The 15,581-nt window shown below is 63.5% G+C and carries 13 protein-coding genes and 3 tRNA genes; 14 read left to right on the top strand and 2 right to left on the bottom strand.

Annotated elements, in window-relative coordinates; translation table 11 throughout:
- Nucleotides 1-27 precede the first annotated feature (27 nt).
- The 8 genes from ACIP02_RS15860 (at nucleotide 28) to ACIP02_RS15825 (ending at nucleotide 4,264) form a co-directional block, all read left to right on the top strand.
- A tRNA-Glu gene (locus ACIP02_RS15860) sits at nucleotides 28-103 on the top strand.
- Nucleotides 104-165: 62 nt separating this feature from the next.
- Nucleotides 166-241: transfer RNA gene (locus ACIP02_RS15855), tRNA-Ala, on the top strand.
- A gap of 42 nt (nucleotides 242-283) precedes the next feature.
- Nucleotides 284-359: transfer RNA gene (locus ACIP02_RS15850), tRNA-Glu, on the top strand.
- Nucleotides 360-533: 174 nt separating this feature from the next.
- Nucleotides 534-1,073: a TetR/AcrR family transcriptional regulator gene (locus ACIP02_RS15845; protein WP_400617735.1), complete on the top strand. Its 540-nt coding sequence runs from the start codon at nucleotides 534-536 to the stop codon at nucleotides 1,071-1,073.
- Nucleotides 1,074-1,090: 17 nt separating this feature from the next.
- Nucleotides 1,091-1,924 carry an alpha/beta hydrolase gene (locus tag ACIP02_RS15840; protein WP_400617733.1) on the top strand — a complete coding sequence of 278 codons (834 nt, stop codon included), beginning with the start codon at nucleotides 1,091-1,093 and terminating at the stop codon, nucleotides 1,922-1,924.
- Between the two features lie 214 nt (nucleotides 1,925-2,138).
- A complete protein-coding gene (locus ACIP02_RS15835) occupies nucleotides 2,139-2,573 on the top strand; it encodes an acyl-CoA thioesterase (protein ID WP_400617731.1) in 435 nt (144 codons plus the stop codon).
- Between the two features lie 50 nt (nucleotides 2,574-2,623).
- On the top strand, nucleotides 2,624-3,595 hold the full coding sequence (locus ACIP02_RS15830; RefSeq protein WP_400617729.1) for a tRNA dihydrouridine synthase: 972 nt from the start codon (nucleotides 2,624-2,626) through the stop codon (nucleotides 3,593-3,595).
- A 225-nt stretch (nucleotides 3,596-3,820) separates the two neighbouring features.
- Entirely contained in the window at nucleotides 3,821-4,264 is a 444-nt protein-coding gene (locus ACIP02_RS15825) for an Hsp20 family protein (protein WP_084785084.1), read from the top strand.
- A 214-nt stretch (nucleotides 4,265-4,478) separates the two neighbouring features.
- Here the strand turns inward: ACIP02_RS15825 and ACIP02_RS15820 are convergent, their stop codons facing one another.
- Complete coding sequence (locus ACIP02_RS15820) at nucleotides 4,479-7,775, bottom strand: PAS domain S-box protein (RefSeq protein ID WP_400617727.1); 3,297 nt, start codon at nucleotides 7,773-7,775, stop codon at nucleotides 4,479-4,481.
- A 60-nt stretch (nucleotides 7,776-7,835) separates the two neighbouring features.
- Complete coding sequence (locus ACIP02_RS15815) at nucleotides 7,836-8,714, bottom strand: LysR family transcriptional regulator (RefSeq protein ID WP_400617726.1); 879 nt, start codon at nucleotides 8,712-8,714, stop codon at nucleotides 7,836-7,838.
- A gap of 131 nt (nucleotides 8,715-8,845) precedes the next feature.
- On the opposite strand from ACIP02_RS15815, the gene leuC reads away from it, so the two are divergent.
- The 6 genes from leuC (at nucleotide 8,846) to ACIP02_RS15785 (ending at nucleotide 15,578) form a co-directional block, all read left to right on the top strand.
- Nucleotides 8,846-10,279 carry a 3-isopropylmalate dehydratase large subunit gene (gene leuC / locus ACIP02_RS15810; protein WP_266033001.1) on the top strand — a complete coding sequence of 478 codons (1,434 nt, stop codon included), beginning with the start codon at nucleotides 8,846-8,848 and terminating at the stop codon, nucleotides 10,277-10,279.
- Nucleotides 10,276-10,920: a 3-isopropylmalate dehydratase small subunit gene (gene leuD, locus ACIP02_RS15805; protein WP_400617724.1), complete on the top strand. Its 645-nt coding sequence runs from the start codon at nucleotides 10,276-10,278 to the stop codon at nucleotides 10,918-10,920. The genes leuC and leuD overlap by 4 nt, the downstream gene beginning before the upstream one ends.
- 91 nt (nucleotides 10,921-11,011) lie before the next feature.
- Nucleotides 11,012-11,776 (top strand): class I SAM-dependent methyltransferase, encoded by a 765-nt coding sequence (locus ACIP02_RS15800; RefSeq protein ID WP_400617722.1) that lies wholly within the window; start codon nucleotides 11,012-11,014, stop codon nucleotides 11,774-11,776.
- A gap of 54 nt (nucleotides 11,777-11,830) precedes the next feature.
- A complete protein-coding gene (leuB, locus tag ACIP02_RS15795) occupies nucleotides 11,831-12,913 on the top strand; it encodes a 3-isopropylmalate dehydrogenase (protein ID WP_400617720.1) in 1,083 nt (360 codons plus the stop codon).
- A gap of 63 nt (nucleotides 12,914-12,976) precedes the next feature.
- Nucleotides 12,977-14,089 carry an aspartate-semialdehyde dehydrogenase gene (gene asd, locus ACIP02_RS15790; RefSeq protein ID WP_400617718.1) on the top strand — a complete coding sequence of 371 codons (1,113 nt, stop codon included), beginning with the start codon at nucleotides 12,977-12,979 and terminating at the stop codon, nucleotides 14,087-14,089.
- A 484-nt stretch (nucleotides 14,090-14,573) separates the two neighbouring features.
- Complete coding sequence (locus ACIP02_RS15785; RefSeq protein ID WP_400617717.1) at nucleotides 14,574-15,578, top strand: aspartate-semialdehyde dehydrogenase; 1,005 nt, start codon at nucleotides 14,574-14,576, stop codon at nucleotides 15,576-15,578.
- Nucleotides 15,579-15,581 lie beyond the last annotated feature (3 nt).

The raw sequence follows: 15,581 nt of genomic DNA, 5'->3' as shown, positions 1-15,581 counted from the left end.
GCGTAAGTGGATCGGCACGAAGGTTACGTCCCCTTCGTCTAGTGGCCTAGGACACCGCCCTTTCACGGCGGTAACAGGGGTTCGAGTCCCCTAGGGGACGCCACTTTTTCCTGCGTTTTGCAGGGCTTAAAAAGGCTCGTCGATTATTGATGAGCCTTTTGTTTCGGGGCTATAGCTCAGCTGGGAGAGCGCCTGCATGGCATGCAGGAGGTCAGCGGTTCGATCCCGCTTAGCTCCACCAATTTTGCCGCGGTTCGCGTAAGTGGATCGGCACGAAGGTTACGTCCCCTTCGTCTAGTGGCCTAGGACACCGCCCTTTCACGGCGGTAACAGGGGTTCGAGTCCCCTAGGGGACGCCATTTTTACCCGCGTTTTGCGGGACTTTGAAGGCTCATTCGATTATTGAATGGGCCTTTTGTTTTTCTACCCCCTCAAAAAACTCCGCCGTCGACCAACGGACGCAGATTCTGCTTGCCAAAAAATATGATAGGAATAATATTTCGATCATCATATTTTTGCTTGGCGAGTGCCTTATGAGCGACAAGAAGAGCAGAACCCGCGAACGCATCCTGCAGGCGGCGCGCAGTGCGCTGATCCAGCATGGCCCGGCCGAGCCGAGTGTCAGCCAGGTGATGGGAGCTGCAGGCCTGACCGTAGGCGGCTTCTATGCCCACTTCGACAGCAAGGACGAACTGATGCTCGAAGCCTTCCGCCAGTTGCTGGGCGAGCGTCGGGAGCTGCTTGCCCAAGTCGACCCGAACCTTGATGGCGCTGAGCGACGTGCGTTGGTCGGCGCGTTCTACCTGTCGCGCAAGCACCGTGACGCCGAAGTGCATGCCTGCCCGCTACCCAACTCGCTGGGCGAGATGCAGCGCCTGCCAGAGGTATTCCGTGACGTGCTGGCCGAGCACATCGAACTGATGACCGCTGCCATGGTTGACCGCCCTGAAGATGCCGACAAGGCGCTGGCTGACCTGGCGCTGATGGTCGGTGGAATTGCCTTGGCGCGTGCTTTGGGTAGCAACGAACTTTCTGACCGTATTCTGCGCGCCGCCAAATCGGCGGTGGTATGAATACCTGGAGCATGGCGATGACCACGTTGAGCTGGATTCGCGGTGTCAATGGCACCTTGGGCCGCCTGGCCCCCGAGCATGTCGCGGGCAAGATGCGCCGTTTTTTCATGACCCCACGCAACCTGCCGCCGCGCCAGTGGGAGTTGCCCATGCTGGCCAGCGCCGAGCGCATCACCCTGCGTTTTGGCCTGTCGGCCTTGCGCTGGGGCCAAGGGCCGACTGTGTTGCTGATGCACGGTTGGGAAGGGCGCCCGACCCAGTTTGCGGCCTTGATCGAAACCCTGGTCCATGCGGGGCACACCGTGGTCTCGCTGGAAGGCCCGGCGCATGGCCGTTCGCCGGGTGAGCAGGCACATGTGGTGCTGTTTGCCCGGGCACTGCTGGAGGCCGCGGCCGAACTGCCGCCATTGCGTGCGGTGATTGGCCATTCGATGGGCGGTGCCAGTGTGTTGCTGGCCTTGCAGATGGGCCTGCGCACGGAGGCGGCGGTGAGCATAGCTGCCCCGGCGCGGTTGCTGGGCGTGCTGCGTGGTTTTGCCCATCGCCTGGGGATGCCGGCGCGGGCACGGGCGGCGTTCATTCGCCAGGTGGAGCGCGATGTGGGCATGCAGATTGCGCGGCTGGATGTCAGCGGTTACCAGTTGGAGTTGCCGGGGTTGGTGGTGCATGCCGCCGATGATGCACTGGTGCCGGCCGATGAGGCCCAGGTTATTCACAAGGCCTGGTTCGACAGCCGGTTGATGGTGTTGGAAGAGGGCGGCCATCAGCGGGTGCTGGCCGACCCGCGGTTGAGTGAGGCCGTGCTCGAATTACTGGCCAGGGCTGCTGCGCCCGCGCGGCAAAGCGCCTGATTACAGGCCTGACGCGGTCGGTGTAGGAGCGGCCTTGTGTCGCGATGGGCTGCGCAGCAGCCCCAAAATCTCAGCCTGGGCACAGATTGTCGGGTCTGCTGCGCAGCCCATCGCGACACAAGGCCGCTCCTACACCGACCGTGTCAGGCTCACAAGGGCTGGACATTGCCTCGCAGGTCGCTGCTAAATCCCCTTTTGTGCCAAGGAAGCGAACATGAGCTGGGACCTGGCAACACCCTTCGTCATCGACCTGCGCGTCGGCAGCGAGGACATCGACGGCCTCGGCCACGCCAACAACGCGGTCTACGTCACCTGGCTGGAGCGCTGTGCCTGGCGCCACTCCCAGCGTCTGGGCCTGGACCTGGCCGAGTACCGTCGGCTGGACCGGGCCATGGCCGTGGTGCGCCACGAAATCGACTACCTGGCCGCCGCCTACGAAGACGACGAACTGCAACTGGCCACCTGGATCATCGACTGGGACCAGCGCCTGCGCATGACCCGGCGTTTCCAGCTCAGGCGCCCGCGTGACGGCGTGACCCTGCTGCGCGCGCAAACCACCTTTGCCTGCATCGAGCTGTCCAGCGGCAAACCGCGGCGCATGCCGGCAGAATTCCTCGATGGTTACGGCCCGGCGCTGATCGGCGCCTGAAACACCGGCAATTTTGCTAGACTGCCGGCTTTTTCCGCCGAGACCCCGACATGCAAATTGCCCTGGCCCCCATGGAGGGGCTGGTCGACAACATCCTGCGCGACGTGCTGACCCGCGTGGGCGGTATCGACTGGTGCGTCACCGAGTTCATTCGGGTGTGCGACCGCCTGTTGCCGCCTGCCTCGTTCCACAAGCTGGCGCCTGAACTGCGCCAGGGCGCGCTGACGGCTGCCGGGGTGCCGATGCGCGTGCAACTGCTGGGCTCGGACCCGGTATGCCTGGCAGAAAACGCGGCACTGGCCTGTGAGTTGGGTGCGCCGGTGATCGACCTGAACTTTGGTTGCCCGGCCAAGACCGTGAACAAGTCGCGCGGTGGCGCGGTGCTGCTCAAGGAGCCGGAACTGCTGCACGCCATCGTGCGTGAGGTACGCCGCGCGGTGCCGGCGCATATCCCGGTAACCTCGAAGATGCGCCTGGGCTTCGACAGCCCCGAGGGTGCGCTGGAATGTGCCACGTCACTGGCCGAAGGCGGTTCGGCGCACCTGGTGGTGCATGCGCGCACCAAAGTCGAGGGTTACAAGCCGCCGGCGCATTGGGAGTGGGTGGCGCGGGTGCAGGATGTGGTCAAGGTGCCGGTGTTCGCCAATGGCGAGATCTGGACCGTGGATGACTGGCGGCGCTGCCGTGAGGTCAGCGGCGCTGAACACATCATGCTCGGCCGTGGGCTGGTGTCGCGCCCGGACCTGGGCCTGCAGATTGCTGCGGCGCGTGATGGCCGCGAGTATCAGCCGATGAGCTGGGAGGACCTGCTGCCGCTGCTGCGCGAGTTCTGGCGCCAGGCCCAGGCCAAGCTGTCGCCGCGTTATGCGCCGGGTCGGCTGAAACAGTGGCTGGCGATGCTGACCCGCGGTTATCCCGAGGCGGTGGTGTTGTTTGCCGAGTTGCGCCGGGAGGATGATTGTGCGCGGATCAGCCGGTTGCTTGGGGTTGATGCGGTTTCCTTTGAGGCTTGTGTTGCCTGATCTGGCCCTTTCGCGGGTGAACCCGCTCCTACACAGGCATGTGCCGCTTACGCAACCGATGTAGGAGCGGGTTCACCCGCGAAAGGGCCATCAAAGCCAGTACATGACCCAAATTTTTTATTCTCGCCCCTTGAAAGCATTTCCCTAGGCCATATCTCTTGAGTACGCGATGCCGAAGTCGGGTCGCGTAATGACTTACTTGCTGAATCTCAGGAGTTTATGACCATGACTACCGCTTTCTCTCTTGCTCCACTGTTCCGCCACTCCGTTGGTTTCGACCGTTTCAACGACCTGTTCGAATCCGCGGCACGTAACGAGGCCGGTAGCAGCTACCCGCCCTACAACGTGGAAAAGCATGGTGATGACCACTACCGCATCGTGGTGGCTGCAGCCGGTTTTCAGGAAGAGGATCTCGACCTGCAGGTCGAAAAAGGAGTCCTGACCGTTACCGGTGGCAAGCGCGACAATGGCGCCGCTGAAGTGACCTACCTGCACCAGGGTATCGCGCAACGCGCCTTCAAGCTGTCGTTCCGCCTGGCCGACCACATCGAGGTCAAGGCCGCCGGCCTGGCCAACGGCCTGCTCAGCATCGACCTGCTGCGCATCGTGCCTGAAGAAGCCAAGGCCAAGCGCATCCCGATCAATGGCGACAAACCAGCGCTGAACTGATCGCGTTGATGTGAAGAAGGGCACCCTCGGGGTGCCCTTTTTTGTGTCTGTGGCCATCAAACACGGTCCCCCTGTAGGAGCGGCCTTGCCGGAGCGCCGGACCGGTCGGATGGGGCGCGCAGCGGCCCCAAAATCTCAGCCCCAGCACAGATTGCCGGGGCTGCTGCGCAGCCCATCGCGACGCAAGGCCGCTCCTACAAGGACCGCGTCAGTTTCAGTAATCCGCCGGCGCCTCCAGCAACATCTGCCGAAACGCCTGCAGCGGCAACGGCCGGCTGTGCAGGTACCCCTGGTACAAGTGGCACCCCAGCCGCTCCAGAAACTCCAGCTGTTCAGTCAGCTCTACCCCTTCGGCAATCACCGCCAGGTCCAGGCTGCGGGCCATGGCGACAATGGCGCGGACGATTTCCGCGTCGTTGGGGTCGATCGGGGCATCGCGCACGAACGTCTGGTCGATCTTCAGCGCATCTACCGGCAGGCGCTTGAGGTACGTCAGCGAGGAATAGCCTGTGCCAAAGTCATCCATGGCAAAACTTACCCCGTAACGCTTCAGTTCGCGCATCTTGCTGATGGTGTCTTCCAGGTTCTGGATAACGATGCCTTCGGTAATCTCCAGCTTCAGCATCTGCCGCGGCAGGCGGTAGTCATCAAGGCTGCGCAGCACCCGCCCGACAAAGTCGTTCTGGCGGAACTGCCGCGGGCTGATGTTCACGCACAGGCTGAAATCGTCGGCGTCGATCAACCCGTCGCTCAGCATGCGCGCGCAGGCATCGCAGGCTTCGTCAAGGATCCAGCTGCCAACTTCAAGGATCAGGCCGCTTTCTTCCAGTACCTGGATGAATTGCGCCGGCGGTTGCTGGCCCAGTTGCGGGTGGTGCCAGCGCAGCAGCACCTCGGCGCCGACAATGCGGTTGTCGCGGGCATCCACCTGCGGCTGGAAGTGCAGCGCCAGTTCGCCACGGGCCAGGGCCAGGCGCAGGTCGTTTTCCATGCGCAGGCGCTCGCTGGCGGCCTTTTGCATGGTGGTGTGGAACAACTGTGTGGTGTTGCGCCCGGAATCCTTGGCCCGATACAGGGCAATATCGGCGCGCTTGAGCAGGTCCGCGGGGGTGGCACCGTGGTCAGGTATCAGCGCCACGCCGATGCTCGGCGTGACCTGCAAGCGCTGGCCATCCAGCGACATGGGTTCGGCTAGCAACTCGCGCAGGGTGTCGGCCAGTTCGCGGACTTTCTCTTCCACCAGCTCGCGGCTGCCTTCCAGGCCGCTGAGCAGCACCACAAACTCATCGCCACCCAGGCGTGCCACGGTGTCCTCCAGGCGCACGCTGGCTTCCAGGCGGGCGGTGATGATTTTCAGCACGGTGTCGCCCACCGGGTGGCCCAGCGAGTCGTTGATGTGCTTGAAGTGGTCGAGGTCGAGGAACAACAGGGCGCCACGCAGGTTGTGGCGCTTGAGCAGGGCGATCTGCTGGCTCAGGCGGTCCATCAGCAGGGCGCGGTTGGGCAGGTTGGTCAGCGGGTCGTGATAGGCCAGGTGGCGGATCTGCGCCTGGGCGTTCTTCAACTGGCTGACGTCGCGGGCATTGAGCAGCAGGCATTCCACCTCGTTGAGGGTGATCGGCTCCACCGATACTTCCACGGTGAGGATGTCGCCGCGCTTGTTGCGCCCGAGCATCTCGCGGTGGTGCACCCGACCGCGCTCGCGCAGTTCGGCCAGCAGCGCGCTGCGTTGCTTGTCGTCGGCCCAGATGCCGATTTCGTACACCGTGTGGCCGACCACTTCGGCGACACTGTACCCGGTCAGGCGGCAGAAGCCGTCGTTGATTTCCAGGTAGCGGCCGCTGTGGCGCTCGGTGATGGTGATGGCGTCGGGGCTGGAGTGGAAAGCCTTGGCGAACTTCTCTTCGCTGGACTTGAGCGCGGCCTCGGCGCGTTGCTGCTGGGTGATGTCGCGCAGGGTGGTGACGCTGCAGGGCTGGTCGTCGACAGTGATCAGGCGGCTGGAAATCACGCAGGTCAGCGGCGCGCCGTTGCGGTGGTTGACCACCACGGCGACGTTGCTCAGGGCCTGTTCGCGAATCACCCGCTCGATGCGTTGCGCGCGCTCGATGGATTCGGCCCACAGGCCGATTTCCTCGGCTGTGCGGCCAAGTACCTGGTCGCTGCCCCAGCCGAAGGTCTGGGTGAAGGCCGGGTTGATCTCGATGAACTGGCCGGTGTCCTGGCGGGTAACGCAGATCGGGTCGGGGCTGACCTGGAACAGGCTGGCGAATTTCTCTTCCGAAGCGCTCAGGCGCTGCTCGCGCTCCACCTGGTCGGTGATGTCGAGCAGGGTGCCGGCCATGCGCAGCGGGTTGCCCTGTTCGTCGCGGTACAGTCGCGCGCGGCTTTCGATGTAGCGCGAAATGCCGTTTTCCAGCTGCACCCGGTAGGTGATCTGGTAGTTGCCGGCAGGCCCTTCACGCAGGCTGCGGTAGGCCTGTCGCATGGAGTTGCGCTCTTGCTCGGGCACGCCTTCGAAAAACGCGTCGAACGATTCGTGAAAGGGGATCGGCGGCAGGCCGTGCAGCTGTGCGGCGCGGGCCGAGCCGTAAAGCATGCCGCTGGGAATGTGCCAGTCCCAGGTGCCCAGTTGCGCCGAGTCCAGGGCCAGGTCCAGACGCTCCTGGCTGTCCTTCAAGGCCTGCTCGGCGCGCTTGCGCTCGGTGGTGTCGACAAAGGTGCTGATAAGGAAGGTTACGCCTTCCAGTTCGATGCCCTGGGTGCACAAAATACCGTCGTGAACCTTGCCGCTGGTGGCGCGGAACTGCACTTCCAGGATCAGTGGGCCGCCGCTGGCGCGGGTCGACTCCATCACCTGGTGGCGCTGCTCGGGGTTGACCCACAGGCCCAGCTCCAGGCTGGTCTTGCCGATCACTTGGCTGCCGGGCCAGCCAAACATGTCTTCGAAGTGCTGGTTGACCTCGAAGATCATGCCGTCGTGGCGGCGGGTGAGCAAAATGGCGTTTGGGCTGAGGTGAAACAGTGTGGCGAAGCGCTTTTCCGAGTTGATCAGCGCCGTTTCCCGCTCGCGCTGGCGGGTGATCTCACGGATCACCCCGATCATCTGTGGCCGCCCGTGCTGGTCGTGGGTCAGGCTGCCGTTGATCTCCAGCCAGTGCAGGCTGCCGTCCGGCCAGCGAATGCGGTGGCGCATGGCCTGTTCCACCGGTTCGCCGTTGAACACGGCCTGGAACACCTGGCGCGTGCGGGCGCGGTCTTCCTCGGGCAGCAGGTCGAGGTAATCGACATCGGCAGGCAGTGGCCGCTGCGGGTCGAAGCCGAACAGGGCCTGGGTGCCCCGCGACCAGCTGACCCGGCCACTCTCGATATCCCAGAGCCAGGCGCCCAGGCGCGCGCCGTTGAGCGCGGCCAGCAGCTGCGGGGCGTTCTGCCAGGCCTGTTCGGACTCCTGGGGGTCGGCCGCAGGTATTCGCGGCAGGCGCAAAAAGCGGTTTGCTGATTTGGGCATCGGTACCAGACCTTTGGCTATGACGCATCCATGAAGTGGAAATGCCGGGCTGACGGCCGGTCAGGCGGACCCTGCGTGGCTGTCGAGCAGGGCCATGAATGCCCTGGCCGCGTTCGACAGCGTTCGCTCTGTGTGCAGAATGTAGCCTAGCTGGCGCGACAGCTGTATGCCGGGCAAGGCGATGGGTGCAACCTGTTCGTCGAGCATGGTGCGCGGCAATACGCTCCAGGCCAGGCCGATCGACACCATCATCTTGATGGTTTCCAGGTAGTTGGTGCTCATGGCGATGTTCGGCGTCAGGCCCTGGCTTTCGAACAGGCGCTGGACAATATGGTGGGTAAAGGTGTTGCCACCGGGGAACACCGCCGGGTGGCGGGCCACGTCGGCCAGGCTGACAGCCTGGTTGCTGGCCAGCGGGTGCTCGGGGGCGGCGACGAAGTCAAGGGCGTCGTCCCACACTGACACGGCCTTGACCAGGTGGTGCGGCTCGGGTGCCAGGGTGATCACGGCAATTTCGGCGCGGCCATGCAGAATCTCGTCGTAGGCCTGTTCCGAATCCATGAACTGAATATCCAGCGCCACCGCCGGGTACTCGCGGGTGAACGCTCGTAACAACGGCGGCAGGCGGTGCAGGCCGATGTGGTGACTGGTGGCCAGGGTCAGGCGACCGCTCACCGCCCCGTTCAGGTTGGTCAGTGCGCGGCGGGTATCATCAAGGACGTTGAGGATCTGGTACGCCCGCGGCAGCAGGGCGCGCCCGGCCTCGGTCAAGGTCACCTCGCGGCCCAGGCGGTCGAACAGGCGCACGTCCAACTGCTGCTCAAGGCCCGCGATGCGTTTGCTGATAGCCGGCTGGGTCAGGAACAGGCGTTCGGCCGCCCCCGAGAAGCTGCCGGTTTCGGCGATGGCAATAAAGGCGCTGAGGTTGGCCAGGTCCATGGTGTTGTATTCCTTTGGGTTATCCAAAGCATAAAAATTATGAATTTGAGTTATTCAATCTAACCCCATAGCATCGTCCATACAAGCCAAGGGGTTTTTGGCATAGAAAGACGCTGATGAGGAACAGTCTGATGGCTGGCAAAACGCTCTACGACAAACTCTGGGAAGCCCATGAGGTCAAGCGCCGTGATGACGGCTCGTCCTTGATCTACATCGACCGCCACATCATCCACGAAGTGACGTCGCCCCAGGCCTTCGAAGGCCTGCGCCTGGCCAACCGCAAACCGTGGCGCATCGACACCAATATCGCCACCCCGGACCACAACGTGCCGACCACGCCAGAGCGCAAGGGCGGTATCGAGGCCATCGTCGACCAGGTGTCGCGCCTGCAGGTGCAGACCCTCGACGAGAACTGTGACGAATACGGCATCGTCGAATTCAAGATGAACGACGAGCGCCAGGGCATCGTCCACGTCATCAGCCCGGAGCAGGGTGCCACCTTGCCAGGCATGACCGTGGTCTGCGGTGACTCGCACACCTCCACCCACGGCGCCTTCGGTGCCCTGGCCCATGGCATCGGCACTTCCGAAGTCGAGCACGTGCTCGCCACACAGTGCCTGGTCGCCAAGAAGATGAAGAACATGCTGGTGCGTGTGGAAGGCCAATTGCCGGCCGGCGTTACCGCCAAGGACATCGTGCTGGCCGTGATCGGCAAGATCGGCACCGCTGGCGGCAACGGCCACGCCATGGAATTCGCCGGCAGCGCCATCCGCGAATTGTCGATGGAAGGCCGCATGACCATTTGCAACATGTCCATCGAGGCCGGTGCCCGCGTGGGCCTGGTAGCCACCGACGCCACCACCGTTGCCTACGTCGAAGGGCGCCCGTATGCGCCGAAGGGCGAGCAGTGGAAGCAAGCGGTCGAGTCGTGGAAAGACCTGGTGTCGGATGACGACGCCGTGTTCGATACCGTGGTCGAGCTGGATGCCAGCCAGATCAAGCCGCAAGTCAGCTGGGGCACCTCGCCCGAAATGGTCTTGGCCGTCGACCAGCGCGTGCCGGACCCGGCCGCCGAAGCCGACCTGGTCAAGCGTGGTTCGATCGAGCGTGCCTTGAAGTACATGGGCCTGACCGCCAACCAGGCGATCACCGACATCAAGCTGGACCGCGTATTCATCGGCTCGTGCACCAACTCGCGCATCGAAGACCTGCGTGCCGCGGCAGAAATCGCCAAGGGCCGCAAGGTGGCCGCCAGCGTCAAGCAAGCCATCGTTGTGCCGGGTTCGGGCCTGGTCAAGGCCCAGGCCGAGCGTGAAGGCCTGGACAAGATTTTCCTCGAAGCCGGTTTCGAATGGCGTGAACCCGGCTGCTCGATGTGCCTGGCGATGAACCCGGACCGCCTGGAGAGCGGCGAGCACTGCGCGTCCACCTCCAACCGCAACTTCGAAGGCCGTCAGGGCGCCGGTGGCCGTACCCACCTGGTCAGCCCGGCCATGGCTGCCGCTGCTGCTGTAGCCGGCCACTTCATCGATGTCCGCGAGTTGATCCAAGGGAGCGCAGCATGAAAGCCTTTACCCAGCACACTGGCCTCGTCGCGCCGTTGGACCGAGCCAACGTCGACACCGACCAGATCATCCCCAAGCAGTTCTTGAAGTCGATCAAGCGCACCGGCTTTGGTCCGAACCTGTTCGACGAATGGCGTTACCTGGACGTTGGCCAGCCCTACCAGGACAACAGCAAGCGCCCGCTCAACGAAGAGTTCGTGCTTAACCACAAACGTTACCAAGGTGCCAGCGTGTTGCTGGCGCGGGAGAACTTCGGTTGCGGCTCCAGCCGTGAGCACGCCCCGTGGGCGCTGGACGAGTACGGCTTCCGCAGCGTGATCGCGCCAAGCTTTGCCGACATCTTCTTCAACAACAGCTTCAAGAACGGCTTGCTGCCGATCATCCTCAGCGATGAAGAAGTGGACGAGTTGTTCAAGCAGGTCGAAGCCAACCCGGGCTACCAGCTGACCATCGACCTGCAGGCGCAGGCGGTGACCCGCCCGGATGGCAAGGTGCTGCACTTCGAGATCGATGCATTCCGCAAGCACTGCCTGCTCAACGGCCTGGACGACATCGGCCTGACCCTGCAGGACAGCGATGCGATCAAGGCCTTCGAAGGCAAGCACCGCGCCGGGCAGCCTTGGTTGTTCCGTGATGCCTGAGTGATGTAGTTGTGAGTGCTGGCCTCTGTGGGAGCGGGCTTGCCCCGCGAAGAGGCCGGCACAGGTGATGAAAATCAAAAGGAATGTACCCATGACCAGCACCCAACACACCGACGTGGTCCAGCGCCAGTTCGGCGAACAGGCCAGCGCCTACCTCAGCAGCGCCGTGCACGCCCAGGGCAGTGAATTCGCCCTGCTGCAGGCCGAGCTGGCAGGGCAGGGCGCTGCCCGCGTGCTGGACCTGGGTTGCGGTGCCGGTCATGTCAGCTTCCACGTCGCCCCGCTGGTTGCCGAAGTGGTCGCCTACGACCTCTCGCAGTCCATGCTCGACGTGGTCGCCAGCGCCGCCGCCGAGCGCGGCCTGGCCAATATCACCACCGAACGCGGCGCCGCCGAACGCCTGCCGTTCGCCGATGCCTCGTTCGACTTCGTCTTCAGCCGCTACTCGGCCCACCACTGGAGCGACCTGGGCCTGGCCCTGCGCGAAGTGCGCCGAGTGCTCAAGCCGGGTGGCGTGGCGGCGTTCATCGACGTGATGTCGCCAGGCAGCCCGTTGCTCGACACCTACCTGCAAACCGTCGAGGTGCTGCGCGACACCAGCCACGTGCGTGACTATTCCGCCGCCGAATGGCAACGCCAGGTCAGCGAAGCCGGCCTGCACGTGCGCAGCCACACCCGCCAGGCACTGCGCCTGGAGTGGAACACCTGGGTCGAGCGCATGCGCACCCCCGAGCCGTTGCGCGTGGCGATACGCCAATTGCAGCAAGCCATGGGCGAAGAAGTACGGCAGTATTACCAGATCGAGGCCGATGGCTCGTTCAGCACCGATGTACTGGTGTTGTGGGCCGAGCGATAAGAACTTTTCGGTGGGGCCCGCTTGGCCGCACCGCATGAATGAATAGAGGAAAGCATGAGCAAGCAGATTCTGATTCTCCCAGGTGACGGTATCGGCCCGGAAATCATGGCCGAAGCGGTCAAGGTGCTGGAGCTGGCAAACGACAAGTTCCAGCTCGACTTTAGCCTGGCGCACGACGTGATCGGCGGCGCGGCCATCGACAAGCACGGCGTGCCGCTGGCCGACGAAACCCTGGAGCGTGCGCGCAAGGCCGATGCCGTGCTGCTGGGCGCCGTGGGCGGGCCGAAGTGGGACAAGATCGAGCGTGACATTCGCCCGGAGCGCGGCCTGCTGAAGATCCGTTCGCAACTGGGCCTGTTCGCCAACCTGCGCCCGGCCATCCTCTACCCGCAACTGGCCGATGCCTCGTCGCTCAAGCCAGAGATCGTTTCCGGCCTGGACATCCTCATCGTCCGTGAGCTGACCGGCGGTATCTATTTCGGTGCCCCGCGTGGCCAGCGCGAGCTGGAAGGCGGCGAGCGCCAGGCCTACGACACCCTGCCGTACAGCGAAAGCGAAGTGCGCCGCATTGCCCGTGTCGGTTTCGACATGGCCCGTGTCCGTGGCAAGAAGCTGTGTTCGGTGGACAAGGCTAACGTCCTTGCCTCCAGCCAGCTGTGGCGCGAAGTGGTCGAAGACGTGGCCAAGGACTACCCGGATGTGGAACTGAGCCACATGTACGTCGACAACGCCGCCATGCAGCTGGTGCGTGCACCCAAGCAGTTCGACGTGATGGTGACCGACAACATGTTCGGTGACATTCTGTCGGATGAAGCTTCCATGCTGACCGGTTCCATCGGCATGCTGCCTTCGGCGTCGCTGGATGCCAACAACAAGGGCATGTACGAGCCGTGCCACGGCTCGGCACCGGACATCGCTGGCCTTGGCATCGCCAACCCGCTGGCGACCATCCTGTCGGTGTCGATGATGCTGCGTTACAGCTTCAATCAGTCGGCTGCCGCCGAGGCGATCGAGAAGGCCGTGAGCCTGGTACTGGACCAGGGCCTGCGCACCGGCGACATCTTCTCTGAAGGCTGCCGCAAAGTGGGTACGCAGGAAATGGGCGACGCAGTAGTCGCGGCGCTGCGGAATCTGTAATCTCTCTGGCCCGCCACCCCACATTCCCGGTGGCGGCCCACTTTTAGCAAAGGTGTAGTTGCGATGAAACGTGTAGGTCTGATCGGTTGGCGCGGTATGGTCGGTTCCGTGCTCATGCAGCGGATGCTGGAGGAGCAGGATTTCGACCTTATCGAGCCGGTGTTCTTCACTACCTCCAATGTTGGCGGCCAAGGCCCGAACGTGGGCAAGGATACAGCGCCGCTCAAGGACGCTTATTCGATTGAAGAACTCAAGACCCTCGACGTGATCCTGACCTGTCAGGGCGGCGACTATACCAACGAAGTCTTCCCCAAGCTGCGTGAAGCCGGCTGGCAGGGTTACTGGATTGACGCCGCCTCGTCCCTGCGCATGCAGGATGACGCAGTGATCATCCTCGACCCGGTCAACCGCAAGGTCATCGACCAGCAGCTGGATGCCGGTACCAAGAACTACATCGGCGGCAACTGCACCGTCAGCCTGATGCTGATGGGCCTGGGCGGCCTGTTCGAAGCCGGCCTGGTCGAGTGGATGAGCGCCATGACCTACCAGGCAGCTTCGGGTGCCGGTGCACAGAACATGCGCGAGCTGATCAAGCAGATGGGCGCTACCCACGCAGCCGTTGCCGATGACCTGGCCAACCCGGCCAGCGCCATCCTCGACATCGACCGCAAGGTTGCCGAGGCCATGCGCAGCGAAGCCTACCCGACCGAGAACTTCGGCGTGCCACTGGCGGGCAGCCTGATCCCGTGGATCGACAAGGAACTGCCGAACGGCCAGAGCCGCGAAGAGTGGAAGGCCCAGGCCGAAACCAACAAGATCCTCGGCCGCTTCAAGAGCCCGATCCCGGTCGACGGCATCTGCGTGCGCATCGGCGCCATGCGATGCCACAGCCAGGCGCTGACCATCAAGCTGAACAAGGACGTGCCGATCGCCGACATCGAAGGCATGATCAGCCAGCACAACCCTTGGGTGAAACTGGTGCCGAACCAGCGTGAAATCAGCATGCAGGAGCTGGCACCGACCAAGGTCACCGGCACCCTGAACATCCCGGTTGGCCGCCTGCGCAAGCTGAACATGGGTTCGCAGTACCTGGGCGCGTTCACTGTGGGTGACCAGCTGCTATGGGGCGCTGCGGAGCCACTGCGCCGCATGCTGCGGATCCTGCTGGAGCGTTGATCGTTCTGGTTTGACTGAAAACCCGCGCTGGCGACAGTGCGGGTTTTTTTTGTGTTTGCCACAGCATTTTCAGCGCCTGTGAGATCGAGCGCCGCCCGCGCGGCGCTTCGCGGGACAAGCCCGCTCCCACATCTGTTTCGGGCCAGTCTCTCCTGTGCCAGGTGGGTTGCACTTTTGTGCATGGCTTGAGGTTGATGAAGTGCAGCGGGGCAACCTTCAATATCGAAGGGAACAGAAAAAGGCGGACAGAGGTGACTTCAAAGGAGTGATTGGCCTGAAACAGATGTGGGAGCGGGCTTGTCCCGCGAAGCGCCGCGCGGGCGGCGCTCGATCTCGCAGGCGCTGCAAATCTTGCGACCACCCCTGGCTGCCATCACACAACCTACTGAAGAACCTTACCCGGCGAGGCCAAGGTCATCACAGACAAAACCCTACAATACGAGTAAAGTGCCGCCCCCGCCGTTTCTGCAAGAGGATCCCTACCATGACACACCCATTGGACATCGCCGTTGTCGGCGCCACCGGCAGCGTCGGTGAAGCCTTGGTACAGATCCTTGAAGAACTGGATTTCCCGGTCGCCACCTTGCACCTGCTGGCCAGCATGGAATCAGCCGGCAGCAGCGTGATGTTCGCCGGCAAGAAGCTCAAGGTGCGTGAGGTCGACAGCTTCGACTTCGCCCAGGTCAAGCTGGCGTTCTTCGCCACCGGCGCTGCCGTCAGCCGCAGCTTTGCCGGCAAGGCGCTGCAGGCCGGCTGCACGGTCATCGACCTTTCCGGCGGCCTGGACGATGCCCTGGCCCTGGTGCCGGAAGCCAACGCCGAACGCCTGGCCGGCCTGGCACTGCCCGCACGCATTGTCAGCCCCTGCTCGGCCGCGGTCGCCCTGGCCGTCGCGCTGGCGCCCCTCAAGGGCCTGCTGGATATCGAGCGGGTGCAGGTGATGGCCGCGCTGGCGGTGTCTGCGCAAGGCCGTGAAGCGGTCAGCGAACTGGCCCGGCAAACCGCTGAACTGCTCAACGCCCGGCCGCTGGAACCGCGCTTCTTCGACCGCCAGGTGGCGTTCAACCTGCTGGCCCAGGTGGGTGCTGCCGACGAGCAAGGCCACACTGCGCTGGAGCGCCGCCTGGTCAGCGAACTGCGCGTGCTGCTGGGCCTGCCTGAACTGAAGATTTCCGTGAGCTGCATTCAAGTCCCGGTGTTTTTCGGCGATAGCTTCAGTGTGGCTGTGCAAAGCCGCCGCCCGGTCGACCTGGCAGCGGTCAACCAGGCCCTGGAAGCAGCCGATAGCGTCGAGTGGGTGGAAAACGATGATTATCCGACCCCGGTAGGTGACGCAGTCGGCCAAGACGTGGTCTATGTTGGTCGTGTACGTCACGGTGTTGATGAAGACCAGCAGCTCAACCTCTGGCTGACCACCGACAACGTACGCAAAGGCGCCGCGCTCAATGCCGTGCAAGTGGCACAATTGTTGATTAAACACATGCCGTAAAAG

The organism is Pseudomonas sp. NPDC089408, from assembly GCF_044749445.1.
GTDB lineage: Bacteria > Pseudomonadota > Gammaproteobacteria > Pseudomonadales > Pseudomonadaceae > Aquipseudomonas.
This window is presented reverse-complemented; position numbering and strand designations above follow the sequence as displayed.

What these genes read in the sequence shown, in the direction of transcription:
- ACIP02_RS15845 (WP_400617735.1), top strand. Translation starts at nt 534, where the DNA reads ATGAGCGACAAGAAGAGCAGAACCCGCGAACGCATCCTGCAGGCGGCG.
- ACIP02_RS15840 (WP_400617733.1), top strand. Translation starts at nt 1,091, where the DNA reads ATGACCACGTTGAGCTGGATTCGCGGTGTCAATGGCACCTTGGGCCGC.
- ACIP02_RS15835 (WP_400617731.1), top strand. Translation starts at nt 2,139, where the DNA reads ATGAGCTGGGACCTGGCAACACCCTTCGTCATCGACCTGCGCGTCGGC.
- ACIP02_RS15830 (WP_400617729.1), top strand. Translation starts at nt 2,624, where the DNA reads ATGCAAATTGCCCTGGCCCCCATGGAGGGGCTGGTCGACAACATCCTG.
- ACIP02_RS15825 (WP_084785084.1), top strand. Translation starts at nt 3,821, where the DNA reads ATGACTACCGCTTTCTCTCTTGCTCCACTGTTCCGCCACTCCGTTGGT.
- ACIP02_RS15820 (WP_400617727.1), bottom strand. Translation starts at nt 7,775, where the DNA reads ATGCCCAAATCAGCAAACCGCTTTTTGCGCCTGCCGCGAATACCTGCG.
- ACIP02_RS15815 (WP_400617726.1), bottom strand. Translation starts at nt 8,714, where the DNA reads ATGGACCTGGCCAACCTCAGCGCCTTTATTGCCATCGCCGAAACCGGC.
- leuC (WP_266033001.1), top strand. Translation starts at nt 8,846, where the DNA reads ATGGCTGGCAAAACGCTCTACGACAAACTCTGGGAAGCCCATGAGGTC.
- leuD (WP_400617724.1), top strand. Translation starts at nt 10,276, where the DNA reads ATGAAAGCCTTTACCCAGCACACTGGCCTCGTCGCGCCGTTGGACCGA.
- ACIP02_RS15800 (WP_400617722.1), top strand. Translation starts at nt 11,012, where the DNA reads ATGACCAGCACCCAACACACCGACGTGGTCCAGCGCCAGTTCGGCGAA.
- leuB (WP_400617720.1), top strand. Translation starts at nt 11,831, where the DNA reads ATGAGCAAGCAGATTCTGATTCTCCCAGGTGACGGTATCGGCCCGGAA.
- asd (WP_400617718.1), top strand. Translation starts at nt 12,977, where the DNA reads ATGAAACGTGTAGGTCTGATCGGTTGGCGCGGTATGGTCGGTTCCGTG.
- ACIP02_RS15785 (WP_400617717.1), top strand. Translation starts at nt 14,574, where the DNA reads ATGACACACCCATTGGACATCGCCGTTGTCGGCGCCACCGGCAGCGTC.